At 41.5% G+C, this 13,935-nt stretch carries 9 protein-coding genes; 8 read left to right on the top strand and 1 reads right to left on the bottom strand.

The annotated features are described in order from the left end of the window. Positions 1-6: 6 nt before the first annotated feature. On the bottom strand, positions 7-3,195 hold the full coding sequence (locus GR929_RS09685) for a SusC/RagA family TonB-linked outer membrane protein (protein ID WP_159519189.1): 3,189 nt from the start codon (positions 3,193-3,195) through the stop codon (positions 7-9). A gap of 620 nt (positions 3,196-3,815) precedes the next feature. Here GR929_RS09685 and GR929_RS09680 point away from each other — a divergent pair. From GR929_RS09680 to GR929_RS09645, 8 genes are all read left to right on the top strand, one after another. Beyond that, positions 3,816-4,694 (top strand): AraC family transcriptional regulator, encoded by an 879-nt coding sequence (locus GR929_RS09680; protein WP_159519187.1) that lies wholly within the window; start codon positions 3,816-3,818, stop codon positions 4,692-4,694. A gap of 28 nt (positions 4,695-4,722) precedes the next feature. Beyond that, positions 4,723-6,102 (top strand): sialate O-acetylesterase, encoded by a 1,380-nt coding sequence (locus GR929_RS09675; RefSeq protein WP_159519185.1) that lies wholly within the window; start codon positions 4,723-4,725, stop codon positions 6,100-6,102. A gap of 66 nt (positions 6,103-6,168) precedes the next feature. After that, a complete protein-coding gene (locus tag GR929_RS09670; protein ID WP_235934236.1) occupies positions 6,169-7,272 on the top strand; it encodes an SGNH/GDSL hydrolase family protein in 1,104 nt (367 codons plus the stop codon). A gap of 99 nt (positions 7,273-7,371) precedes the next feature. Then, the gene (locus tag GR929_RS09665; protein WP_159519184.1) at positions 7,372-8,277 is read left to right on the top strand and encodes a sugar phosphate isomerase/epimerase family protein; all 906 of its coding nucleotides are present in this window, start codon (positions 7,372-7,374) and stop codon (positions 8,275-8,277) included. A gap of 170 nt (positions 8,278-8,447) precedes the next feature. Then, entirely contained in the window at positions 8,448-10,919 is a 2,472-nt protein-coding gene (gene priA, locus GR929_RS09660; protein ID WP_159519182.1) for a replication restart helicase PriA, read from the top strand. Between the two features lie 201 nt (positions 10,920-11,120). Then, positions 11,121-12,122 (top strand): bifunctional heptose 7-phosphate kinase/heptose 1-phosphate adenyltransferase, encoded by a 1,002-nt coding sequence (locus tag GR929_RS09655; protein WP_159519180.1) that lies wholly within the window; start codon positions 11,121-11,123, stop codon positions 12,120-12,122. Between the two features lie 116 nt (positions 12,123-12,238). Next, positions 12,239-13,039 (top strand): ParA family protein, encoded by an 801-nt coding sequence (locus tag GR929_RS09650; RefSeq protein ID WP_159519178.1) that lies wholly within the window; start codon positions 12,239-12,241, stop codon positions 13,037-13,039. 16 nt (positions 13,040-13,055) lie between these two features. Continuing rightward, positions 13,056-13,928, top strand: coding sequence for a ParB/RepB/Spo0J family partition protein (locus tag GR929_RS09645; protein ID WP_159519176.1), 873 nt, complete (start codon positions 13,056-13,058; stop codon positions 13,926-13,928). The last annotated feature ends 7 nt before the right edge of the window (positions 13,929-13,935 follow it).

The raw sequence follows: 13,935 nt of genomic DNA, 5'->3' as shown, positions 1-13,935 counted from the left end.
TTAAAGTTAGAACGTGATATTAGCACCAAGCGTCAATACTCGGGGTGAGGGGTATCTTCCCATATCTACGTTAGACAAACCCGCTTTCTGGTTGTACGATCCAATTTCCGGATCAAGCCCCGAGTAGTTGGTAAAGGTGTAAACATTTTGAGCGTTTAAGTACAGTTTGCATATTGATATGCCCGCTTTATTAATCCACTCTTTAGGGAGTGAATACGAAAGAGAAATATTCTGAATACGCAGGTAAGAACCATCTTCAATCCAGCGGTCGCTCATGCGGTTGTTTCCGTTGAGATCGTTTCCACTCCATCGGGGCAGTGTTGCGTCAGGATTGATTAAGTAAGCATTGTCAATGTCTTCAACATTCGAATTGTCACCATCGAGATAAGCTGGTTGTGCGCGATCGAGAACGGCTGCATCCTGGTTGTCCCATTGCGACATCAGGCCTTCAGTTTTAACTCTAACATAGTTTAAAATATCGCCTCCAACAGAGCCTCTCAGTCCAACTCCCAGGTCCCAGTTTTTGTATGAAAAAGAGTTTGAAAAGCCGAAAGTAAAATCAGGATTTGGATCACCAATTACGGTTTGGTCGTATTCGTTGATAATACCATCAGGTGTTCCGTCTGGTCCGCTAATGTCTTTAAATTTTACATCGCCTACCCAGGTTCCTGTGGTACGATGAATATCAACTCCTTCAGGTCGTGCAGAAGTTTTTACATCTTCGGCGTCTACAAATATGCCATCGGTTTGATAGCCATAAAACACACCAATTGGTTGTCCTACAGTAATCATTGAAACGGTTTGGAAAGCTGCATACCAATCAAGGCTTCCGTAGATTGTTGTGTTTTGATCGTCAAGTGCTTTGATCTCGTTCTGGTTGAGCGAGAACGTAATGTTGGAGTTCCAGTTGAAATTCAGTCCTTTTACGTTATGCGTGTTCAATGTAAAGTCGATCCCTTTGTTATCAACTTTACCAATATTCATAAATGGGGTTTGAATATCTTTGAAGTCTGATCCTCCCAAAACCGGAGAAACTGAAGGTTGTAACAACAGGTCTTTTGTGGTTTTGTAGTAGGCATCTATCGTTAGGCTTAGCCGGTTGTCAAACAAACTCACATCAATACCTCCGTTGTATTGTTCCGAAGCTTCCCACTTCAAATCAGGGTTCGCATTGTTGGACATTCGGTAGGCGGTGCCAAAAGCTGACGAAAACGCTTGCATGGTCGATCCATACAGGTAGGTTCCAATATTGGCGTTTCCAACTTGTCCGTAGCCCAAGCGAAGTTTCAGGTTTGATAGCCAATCTTTTGAATTTTGCATAAACTCTTCGCTGGTTACACGCCAGGCTGCAGCAAAAGAGGGGAAGTAACCCCAGCGGTTGTTTGCTCCAAATTTTGAAGAAGCATCGGTCCGTAATGTTGCTGTCAATAAGTAGCGGTCGGCATAGTTGTAATTTAACCGCCCAAAAACAGAAACAGTGCTGGCTGCGTCTTTCCATCCCGAATTTGTAACAAGTTCTCCGTCGGCAGTCAATACACGAATATCGTTGGATGAAAGCTGATCTTTCTGTACTTGAGTTCCCTCCCAGGCTGATCTGCTTGTTTCAGTTCCTGTCATGAAAGTGATGTTGTGTTTTCCGAACGATTGATTATAGGTGGCGTAGTTTTTCCAGATCCAGTATAAACTGTGATCTTCACGCTGCATAATCATGATATTGGTGTTTTTTAATTGCCCGTATTCGTAGCTGGGTTTAAATCCTTTGTTTACATTATTCGAGCGGTCGAATCCGAACTCGGTACGAACAGTTAAATGTTTCCATGGGTAGATTTCGCCATACACATTACCCATAATTCGCTCTTGCAGCAAGGTGTTGTCCTGGTCTTGCGAAAGGGCTACGGGGTTGTAAATTGAAGATCCGTTTACTGTTTCCGGTCCGGCGAAGTTTCCATCGAAATCGTAAACAGGCACTGCCGGAGACATCAAAGCAGCTTGCATTACTACTCCATTGATACCGTCGTTGTTAATAATCGACTGATTGGTGCGTGCAAAAGAAAGTGACATTCCTGTTTTTACATTATCGTTGACTTTGCTGTCTACATTAATACGGCCAGTGAAACGTTCAAATTCGGAACCGATTAGCATACCGTCCTGAGAAGTATATCCCGTTGATGCGGCAAATTGTGTTCCTTTTGAGCCACCCGTGATTGATATATTGTGATTGTGCATCCAGGCATCATCGGTAACAGCATCTTGCCAATCAGTTCCTTTTCCAAGCAAGGAGGGATCAAGATAGGCCTCATCGACGTTGGCAAGTACACCTTCATCATGTAGTTGGTTCTGATATAATGCAAATTCCTGAAGATTCATCATGTCTATCTTTTTTGGACGATGTTGAAGGGCAACATATCCATCATACGACACGCTGGTTTTTCCATTTTTACCTCTTTTTGTCGTTACGATGACGACGCCGTTTGCACCGGCAGCCCCATAAATTGCAGTTGCCGAGGCATCTTTTAATACATCAAAAGAAACGATATCGCTAGGAGCAATTGAAGCCAGTGGGTTTACAATATCTTGTCCATTCGATCCTCCTGACCATTCAAAACCAGCAGTTTCGGTTCCAGAACCGCTTACGGGAATACCATCTATAATGTATAGTGGTTCGTTGGAGTTGTTAATTGAGCTGGCACCGCGAATACGAATGGAGTTGGCAGCTCCGGGAGCTCCGGAGTTTGCTTGAACAACTACACCGGCTACCTTGCCCTGCATCATTTGGTCAGGGTTGATAACGATTGATTCTTTTAGGCTCTCTCCCGAAAGATTGGAGACAGATCCCGTTAAATCACTTTTTTTCATGGTTCCGTAACCAACGGCAACAACCTCTTGCAGATTAACAACATCTGCTTCCATGTTAACATTGATTTTTGTTTTTCCTGCCACGGGTGTTTTAACTGGTTTGTAACCAATGAATGAGAACACCAGGACATCTTCATCAGAGGTGCCCGAAAGGGCGAAGTTTCCATCAAGATCGGTTATTGTGCCTTTGGTTGTACCTTCGACGACTACTGTTACACCAGGCAGTGCAACGCCATCTTCATCAACTACTTTTCCGGAAATTGTTCTCTCTTGTGCCAGGGCTTGTAGGCTCATAACAAGAAATAACAAGATCGAAAAAAAGCTTAGATTTTTCTTCATAAGTGCTGATTTTGTTATTAGTATAATTAGGTTATTGTACGCTTCGACTTTCACGATAAAAGCATGCATCACAAAAATAGATGATAATTAATCATGAAGATGATATTATCTGATCATTTGTGTGTATTATTATTCTGGAGTGGTCTTTTTTTTTGTTTTTTATTCCAGAACCGTGTGGTCTTTATATTTTTGTTGCACGTAAGGGTTTGTAAATGATAGATGTATGATAGAGTTTGGAGCGTGTTTGTTTCAGGTGGATTAATGCATGCTGTTAGTTTGCAGGTTGTAGTGGCATTATCGTATGGGGGTGATGTGCAATCGAATGCACTTTGTTGGTGTGATCTTGTCGATGTGTTGTGAAAAAATTCAAAGGAAGTGTTTTTTACTTCGAAAAGTTCTGTTTCTGTTTAGCTTGAAGCAGCCTTTTTTTATTGATTGTAAATGTATTCGTATTCTTATTGCGTTGTTTATTAGTTTGTTTTGGTGGTTGTGGTTTGTGGATTATGGTATTGCTCGATGGACGGGCTGTTTTAATCTAAAAACGAAACGCACTTGTATTATATTGTCGTTTGGGCTACATTTGCCTGAGATCTTAGTAGTATTTTTATTCAAAAAAAGTAATGAAAGACTCAATACATCGCGAGATAACGCCGCTAAAAGAAAACGATTGTTTTCTTGTTTTTGATCGTGTTAAACAGGATTTTAATTTCCCGGTTCATTTTCATCCGGAGTATGAGTTGAACTACATTTCAAATGCGGAGGGTGCCCGAAGAATTGTAGGAGACCATATTTATGAAATCAAGGGTGATGAGCTGGTAATGGTTGGCCCAAACCTTTACCATGGCTGGGAGGATTTTAATAATGATCCTAAAAAGCAGATCCACGAAATTACCATTCAATTTCCTCACGATCTGTTTAGCAGCGACATGCTAAATAAGAATATTTTGAATCCGGTGAAGGAGCTTTTGTTTCATTCTCAGCGAGGAATCGCTTTTTCTATGTCAACCATTAGGCAGGTTAAAGAGAAAATTGTATCGTTAAGTCAGAAAAGAGGGTTCGATTCTTTTATTGAGTTGCAAACGTTGCTTTACGATCTGGCTATTTCGCGAGAACAACAGCTATTGACTAATTTGTCTTTTCAGCGATCGCCCGATTTTTATAATAGTGAGCGGATTGAAAAAGTATACAATTATGTGCGCGAGAATTTCCAAAAGAAAATTATGTTGGAAGATGCGGCTCAGCTATTGAATATGTCAGTTGTGTCGTTTACTCGCCTAATTAAGCAACGTACAGGTAAATCGTTTATCGATTTCGTGAATGAAATCAGACTTGGATTCGCAACACGGTTACTTATTGAATCGAATAAAAGTATCAACGAAATTTGTTTCGAATGCGGCTTCAATAACTTATCAAATTTCAATCGAATATTTAAGAAGAAGCAAGGCTCAACTCCGTCAGAGTTCCGAAGCAGTTTTACAGGAATGAGGAATGTCTACTAATCAAATCACCCCAAAATAACTCTAAACTATGAAATTAATAGCTACCGTTTGCTTGTTGGCCTGTTCGGTCCTTTTTAACAATGGTCTACTAGCCAATTTGTCAGTTCCCTCTATTTGGGGCGATCACATGGTGCTGCAACAGAATGCAGAAGTGAAAATACACGGGTGGGGACATCCGATTGAAAAAGTTATGATTACAACCAGCTGGAATGCTGACACGGTGCGTACGGAAGTCGACAATTATGCTAATTGGTCGGCTGTGTTACACACGCCCGAAGCTGGAGGTCCACACACTATAAAAATTGAAGGTTATAATACACTGCAAATCGAAGATGTTTTGGTTGGCGAATTGTGGCTGTTGTCTGGCCAGTCGAATATGGAATGGACAACTGGTGCTGGAATAATTGGTGGCGATGAAGCAACAGAAAAGGCCAGGAATAATGAAATTCGTTTTTTTGAAGTGACCAACCGCACCGCCGACTATCCGGCATATGATGTGGATGGATATTGGGAAGTGTGTACTCCTGAAACCATGCCGAACTTTAGCGCCATTGGTTATTTCTTTGGTGAAAAGCTTCAGGATAATCTAAAAATCCCGGTTGGGCTGATTAGTTCCAATTGGGGAGGAACTCCGATTGAAACATGGATTCCTGGCGATTCCATTTTCAATAATGGGGAATTGTTCGAGGCTTCAAAATTGTTGAAAGAGTACCCTTGGGCTCCTATCAGTCCAGGGGTGTGTTACAATGCTATGATTGCTCCTTTGATGCCGCTTGCAATTGCTGGAGTTCTTTGGTATCAGGGGGAAGCCAATACCGACAACCCCGACAGTTACGCAGATATGCTCTCTGTAATGGTAGAAAGCTGGAGAAAAGGGTTTCAGTGCGATTTTACATTCTGCTTTGCTCAGATTGCTCCGCTTGCTGGCTATGAGCCGGAAGCAGGTGTAAAAGTGCGCGATGCTCAGCGTCGGGCTTTATCGATTCCGAATTCCGGAATGATTGTGCTTAGCGACATTGGTGACACAACAGATATTCATCCGAAGAACAAAATTCCTGCGGGGCAACGTTTTGCTGATTTAGTTCTCAATAAAACTTATGGGATGAAAGAATTTCCGGTTTCCGGGCCTCTTTTTTCTGATTACAGAGTGGATGGAAAAAAAGTAATTGTATCATTTGACTATAATAATGGCTTACACATCAACGGTAAAGAACTTACTCTTTTTGAGTTAGCTGGAGTTGATGGGGTGTGGTATCCGGCAAAGGCTGCGATTAAGAAAAACCAGGTGGTTGTTTCCTCTTCGGAAGTAAATGAACCTGTTGATGTCCGCTATGCCTGGAGCAATCCGGCAACCCCCAAGTTGTTTAACTCGTGGGGATTACCTGCTTCGTGTTTCACTTCGAAGTAAGCTGCAATTCGAGATGATCTTTTTTCTGGTTAAATACGACGGATGTCGAATTAGTTAATTAATAAGATGATGAGAACCATTTATTTAAAACATAGTTTTCGCTTGCTGTTAGGTCTTTGTATGGTTGTAGTTAGTTTTCAGTTGTTTGCAAAATGTACTAGCCCGACAGAGGCTGTAAGGTTGTTTGCTGCCGATAATTTCGCGATTCAATATGTCGGACGTGTCGATTTTTCAGATCCCGCACTTCCTCGATTTTGGTCTCCAGGAGTTTATATTGAGGCTTATTTTGAAGGTGATTCTTGTCAGCTTATTCTGAATGACGAAATGCTGTGGGGCAAGCACAATTATGTTTCTGTTGTTTTGGATGATCAGCCGATTAAGCGAATTATGCTCGCGGGAAAGGTGAATGTGCTCGACTTTAGTGACAATTTGGATCGTGGTAAGCATCGGATTACTGTCTGTAAATCTACCGAATCGGGAATAGGTTATCTTGAGTTTGTTGGGTTGCGATGTCAGAAGCTGTTGAAGCCAGAGGCGAAGCCATTACGAAAAATAGAGTTTTACGGTAATTCAATTACTTGTGGAACCGGAATCGATACATCGGTTGTTCCGTGCGGAGCTGGTGAGTGGCACGATCAGCATAATGCTTATATGAGTTATGGACCCGTTACTGCCCGCTCGCTAAATGCTCAATGGATGTTAACTGCGGTGTCGGGGATTGGCTTGGTGCACAGTTGTTGTGATATGGATATTGTTATGCCACAGGTGTATGATAAGGTAAATTTGAGGGAGAACAAAGTAGAATGGGACTTCTCGAGCTATCAGCCAGATGTAGTGACAATTGCTCTTGGGCAGAATGATGGTATTCAGGATTCGACATTATTTTGTTCGGGCTACATTAAGTTTATCCACCGTTTGCGCACGAAATATCCATCGGCTACCATTGTATGTCTGTCCAGTCCAATGGCAGACGGGGAGTTGGCCTTCGTGTTGAAAAAATATATTGCCTCGGTAGTTGAAGCCATTAATCAATCGGACGATTCGAATGTGCATTCTTTCTTTTTTTCGAAAAGCTACAGCAATGGTTGCGATTACCACCCTGATTTGAAACAACACGCAGAAATCGCGGAAGAATTAACCTGTTTTATTCGGCAGCTGAAGGGGTGGTAGTCAAAATAGTTTACTTTTTGGTGTGTTTTTTTGTAGGGAATTGGTTCAATTTTTTTGCTATTTTTACCTCAACTTAAAACAATTAAAACAAAAAGAACTATGAAGGATCGTAGAGAATTCCTTAAAATTTCGGCTTTAGGATCACTGGGTGTGGTGTTGTTAAACTCTTGCGGTGGAGCAGCTGCTGGCGATGTTGATCGCAAAAAATATGGCGTTGGCTTGCAGTTGTATACCATTCGTGATGCCATGAATGCAGACCTGCAAGGGTCATTAAAAAAACTTTCGGATTTGGGCTACAAGAATGTTGAACTTGCCGGCTATTCTGGTGGGAATTTTTACGGTTTAAAACCAAACGAATTTAAAAAGATCATCGATGATTTGGATATGGAAATTATTAGCAGTCACACCATGGTTGAAGCTGCAGGTGTGACACTTGACAACGCTAAAATAATGGCCGATTCTCATGCCGAAATTGGTGTAAAATATTGTATTCAGCCCTGGGTTAATGCAGAGGATCGACAAATTGAGACTTACAAGCGAATGATTGGTGACTGGAACAAAGTTGGTGAAATCATGAAAGATGCTGGTATTCAATTCGGCTATCATAATCACAACTTCGAGTTTAAGAATATTGATGGAGTTGTTCCTTATTACGATGTGTTTATTCCGGAGATGGACAAGGATCTGATTACATTGGAGTTGGATTTGTTCTGGGCATCAAAGGCCGGGCAGGATCCGGTTGAAATGTTCGAAAAGTATCCCGGGCGTTTCCAGTTGTTGCACCTGAAAGATATGAAAACACATGAAGACCCGTTTTTTGAAGTGGAAAAAGAAGACGTTACAAATGTAGGTGATGGAGTGATTGACTTTAAACGCATTCTGGCTGCGAAAGAAACTGCCGGAGTAAAATACACTTTTGTTGAAGATGATAACCAGGGGAATGGAAAACCGTTCGAGGGTGTGGGTGCAAGTATTGAAAATCTAACGACCGAAATTTTAGTTTAAAATAACAAGTTATCAATTTGCCATTCAGTTCAGATTTTAGAATGGTGTATTTGAACGAATAAAAAACGTCTTTCGAAAATGAAAGGCGTTTTTTGTTTTATAGCAAGAATGGGTAGATGAGTGTTTCGCTCCATTCGATATTGAATAAATTTTGCGAAGTTTGTAGCACGATGTCAGATCAACTGTTTGCCGATGTAATATTGCCACTGCCTTTGCGTGATAAATTTACGTATCGCGTTGCCCCTCATTTTGAACCTTCCATAAAAGTAGGGATTCGGGTTGTGGTTCAATTTGGAGTGCGCAAGTTTTATTCGGCCTTGGTCTATCGCTTGCATCAGGACGAGCCGGCGGGCGATTTTGAGATCAAGGAAATTGATGCCATTCTGGATCGTGAGCCAATTGTGAATCAGGCTCAGATAATTGCCTGGGAGTGGATTACCGATTATTATTGTTGCTCGCTTGGAGAGGTTTTTAAGGCGGCTTTGCCATCGGCTTTAAAGATGGAAAGTCATTCCAATATCTGTTTCAACCCCAATTACGAAATGGATGCACAACTGACAGGTGAAGAGGAAGCGTTGTTGCTGATGTTACAGGGGCGGGGACAAGCCAATATCAAGGAAGTCAATCAGTTTTTGGGTAAAAAATCTTCGTATGCAACGCTGAAAGTTTTGTTGGAAAAGAATGCTATTCTGATTGAAGAAAAAATGAAGGATAGTTACAAGCCAAAAACCGTGAGCTTTGTGAAGTTGGCGGGAGCGATCAACGCTCCGGCGGACATCGCGAATGCGTTTGAGCAAGTAAAACGAGCTAAAAAGCAAACTGAATTGCTCGAATTCTTTTTTAATGAAGCGGTTTATGCAAGCGAATCAGAAAGTCGTATTGCTCGAAAAGAATTGCTCGAACAAAGTGGCGTTTCTGATGCGGTTTTAAGAGCAGTTGTGGACAAGGGAATTCTTGAAATTGAAGATGTTGAAATTGGCCGACTGGTGATGGATCACGATGAGGAACAATACCTGTTTGATTTGAATGATGCCCAGGAGGTAGCACTGGATCAGTTGAAAGCTGAATTTAAAACCAATCGTCCGGTATTGTTGCATGGCGTGACATCGAGTGGGAAAACGGAGATTTATATCAAGCTTATTGAAGACGTTTTGGCACGAGGAGAGCAGGTATTGTATCTGGTTCCTGAAATTGGTCTGACCTCTCAACTGATTAATCGACTAAAAAGAGCTTTTGGAGATCGCGCCGGAATTTACCATTCGAAGTTTAATGATGCTGAACGTGTTGAGATTTGGTTCAATATTTTGCAGGAAAAAGAAGATTCTTATCAGGTGGTTTTGGGTGCACGCTCGTCTGTTTTTCTTCCATTTAAAAAGCTGGGGTTGATTATCGTAGATGAAGAGCATGAAAATAGTTACAAGCAATTTGATCCGGCTCCGCGATACAATGCCCGCGACATGGCTGTTGTTTTGGGGCAGATTCATAAAGCTCCGGTTTTGCTGGGTACTGCGACTCCTTCGTTCGAAAGTTATTTCAATGCCAAGCTAAATAAATATGCCCTGGTGGAACTGAAAGAACGCTTCAAGGGAATTGAAATGCCGGAAATTGAAGTGGCCGACATTCGAAAAGCAACCCGGCAAAGACAAATGAAATCGCTGCTTACTCCGGCCTTATATGAAGAAGTGAAATTAGCCCTGGAGAAAAAAGAGCAGGTAATTCTTTTTCAGAATAGACGCGGGTTTGCTCCATACATCCAATGCACGAAATGTGGATGGATTCCGAAGTGTAAGAACTGCGATGTGAGTTTAACTTACCACAAATACCGGTCGAGTTTGGTTTGTCATTACTGTGGACACACGACCGGGCTGCCTGCCAATTGCGGCGAGTGCCACTCTGATGATATTAAAACCAAAGGCTATGGCACCGAGCAGATCGAGGAAGAGCTTGGTTTGCTGTTTCCCAACGCCCAAATTGCGCGGATGGATTTGGATACAACACGGGCGAAAAATTCGTTCGATCAACTGATTTATCGCTTCGAAAATCGGCAGATTGATATTTTGGTTGGCACACAGATGGTAACAAAAGGATTGGACTTTGAGCATGTGCGGGTTGTGGGTATTCTCAATGCCGATCAGTTGTTGAATTACCCTGACTTTCGGTCGTTCGAACGTTCGTTCCAGCTAATGGCTCAGGTGAGTGGCCGGGCGGGGCGTAAAAATAAACGCGGGAAAGTGGTTATTCAAACGTCGCAAGCAAGCCACGAAGTGTTGAAAGAAGTGGCATCGAATGACTTTGAGCAACTATTCAATCGTCAGATGCTTGAACGGAAGCTATTTCGATATCCGCCCTACTTCCGGTTGATAAAAGTAGTGGTGAAGCACAAAAATCGTGAACGGCTTGATCGGGGAGCGGAACAGTTGGCTTCGTTGTTTCGAAAGCAGTTTAAAAATCAGGTGCTGGGGCCTGAATACCCGGTTGTCGGAAGAGTGCAAAATTGGTATCAAAAAGAAATCTGGCTGAAACTGGATAAAAACAAACAGCTCCCGGAAGCTAAAAAGCGGATCATGGAAATGGTTGATCAAATTAAATCGCTTCCAAATAACACCGGACTAATTATTTATGCCGATGTCGATCCGATGTAACAGATTCAGATTTCAAACTCTAAACGTCAACTGTATATTCCAATCAAAGATCCAGGTCCTGATTCGAACGATCAATGACCATTTTTATAATGACGAATTTTCTTTTCTTTTTGAAGTGAAATTTCAACATCAAGCTGAGATATAATTTTTGCCACATCCTTTTTTTGCTACTTTTGTACGTCTTTAAATGATTTATTGAACGTGGAGAAACTAAAGGTTGAAGAGGTTTTTAAGAAGTTTTCAAACATTCGGGCACTCGTAGTTGGTGATGCGATGGTTGATTCATATATGTGGGGAGTTGTCGATCGTATTTCATCTGAAGCACCCATTCCCATTGTAACAATCAGTCGACAAGAAAACCGGCTGGGAGGAGCTGCCAACGTGTCTCTTAATTTACAGGCATTAGGTGCAACTCCGGTGTTGGTTTCTATGGTTGGAAACGATACGAAAGGCGATATTTTTATGCAGTTGCTTGAAAAACGGAATCTCTCTGATGTCGGAATTCTGCGTTCAGAAAGCCGTGAAACAACTGTTAAGACAAGAATATTGAGTGGTTCTCAGCAGGTTGTTCGTGTTGATGAGGAGACCGCCGCATTAATATCAGCAAAAGAGGAGGATGTTGTCTTTGAGCGAATTGAAACCTTGGTTGAGCAACAGGATTTTGAGATCGTGATCTTTGTCGATTACGACAAAGGAATTATCACCCAGTCGCTCATTGACAGGGTGACCACACTCGCTAAATCTAAAGGAATTCTTATTGCTGTTGATCCTAAAAAACGCAATTTTAATAATTATGCTGAAGCAAATCTGTTTAAGCCTAATTTTAAAGAGTTTAAAGAAGGATTAAAACTAAACGTTGATAAGCGGGATTTTCAGTCGATATTGGAAGCTGCAGATCAGTTTAAAAAGGAAAAGAAGCTGGAGATCATCTTTATTACATTGTCCGAATTGGGGGTGATTATTAGTAATGGGGTTGAGCAAAATCATTTTCCTGCTCAAATTCGGGACATCGCTGATGTGTCTGGTGCCGGCGATACGGTAATTGCAGTTGCCAGCCTTTGTCTGGCTGCCGGTTTACCCACCAAATTTATGGCTCAACTTTCGAATTTGGCCGGAGGCTTGGTTTGTGAAAAATCAGGCGTTGTTCCAATTGATAGTGAGCAGCTTAGGGTAGAGGCCAGAAAAATTAAGATTTCAAAATAATCTGAATTTTCTTAGCATCAGAGCGTTACGGCAGATCTCAATTTAATCTCATGAATCTTCCATCATTTTATCGATAAAATATTAACTTTGGAATTCAGCCAAAATCAGGAAAAACTATGGGAAAAGTAATTGCTTTTGCAAATCAAAAAGGAGGCGTTGGAAAAACAACATCGGCTATTAATTTAGCTGCAAGTTTAGCTGTGCTTGAGAATAAGGTTCTAGTTATTGACGCTGATCCGCAGGCGAATGCTACTTCTGGAATTGGATTTGACGTTCGAAATGTGAAAACAAGCATTTATGAATGTATCATCGACGATATCGACCCCAGAAAAATTATTCTGAATTCGGAGATCGAGGGTTTGGATCTTATTCCATCTCATATTGATTTGGTTGGTGCCGAGATTGAAATGCTGAATTTACCCAACAGGGAAAAAGTGATGAAAGTGGTGATTGAAAAGATCAGGGACGATTACGATTTTATTTTTATCGATTGCTCTCCCTCGCTTGGGTTGATCACCGTTAATTCATTAACAGCAGCTGACTCGATTATCATTCCGGTTCAATGCGAATATTTTGCACTGGAAGGTTTGGGCAAGTTATTAAACACAATTAAAATCATCCAAACGCGTTTAAATCCTGACTTGGAAATTGAGGGTTTTCTACTGACGATGTACGATAGCAGACTGAATTTGTCGAATCAGGTGTTGGAAGAGGTGCAAACTCATTTTGGTGAAATGGTTTTTGAAGCCACAATATCAAGAAACATTAAGTTGAGCGAGGCGCCGAGTTACGGGAAACCTGTTGTTTTGTACGATGCCAGTTCGCGCGGTGCTGAGAACTATATGGATTTGGCAAGAGAAATTTTACAAAAGAATGATTTGACGAAAATCAGAAATTCGGAAAAAATAATTGAATAAATAAATTCGAGTAATAATGGCTAAACGAAATGCATTGGGAAGAGGACTTGGTGCCTTGATTGATGATGCGGATAAAAATAGGGATGAGAATTCTTCGATCAGCGAAATTGCAATTGAAGAGATTGAGGCCAATCCATTTCAACCCCGTACAACATTTGACGAAGAAGCATTGAAAGAGTTAGCGGCGTCAATCAAAGAAATTGGCATTATTCAACCCATTACTTTACGAAAAGTTGGAGACCACAAATTCCAGATCATTGCCGGAGAGCGCCGGTTCAGAGCTTCGAAAATAGCCGGACTTAAAACAGTTACGGCCTATGTTCGGATGGCCGAAGATGAAGGAATGCTGGAAATGGCTCTGGTTGAAAATATTCAACGCGAAGATCTGGATGCCATTGAAATCGCAATTTCTTATCAGCGATTACTCGAAGAGTGTAAGTTGACACAGGAGAGCCTGAGTGACCGTGTCGGAAAGAAGCGGTCTACCGTGTCGAATTACTTGAGGCTACTGAGATTGCCTGCCTTGATTCAGAAAGGAATTGTTGATAAAACAATTTCGATGGGACATGCCCGGGCACTGGTTAATATTAAAAGTCCTGAAGATCAATTAGCGATATACGAAGAGATATTAAAGAATGATTACTCTGTTCGGAAAGTGGAAGAATTAGTCCGACTGTTAAACTCGCCTGCAGAAAAGCCAAAATCATCAGCTCCAAAACAAAGGCATCCCGAAGAATATGGAGAGCTGAAAGAGCATTTAAGTCGGTTTTTTAAGACCGATGTTGATTTTTCACTCAACAATAAAGGGAAAGGAAAGATCGTTATTCCGTTTGGTTCATCGAAGGATTTGGAGCGAATTATCGGAATTCTGGATAAACTAAATGGCTAATTCGATT

It is taken from the genome of Sunxiuqinia indica, from assembly GCF_009847015.1.
Classification (GTDB): domain Bacteria; phylum Bacteroidota; class Bacteroidia; order Bacteroidales; family Prolixibacteraceae; genus Sunxiuqinia; species Sunxiuqinia indica.
The sequence above is the reverse complement of the archived record's forward strand: the minus strand, read 5'-3'. Positions and strand labels throughout refer to the sequence as shown.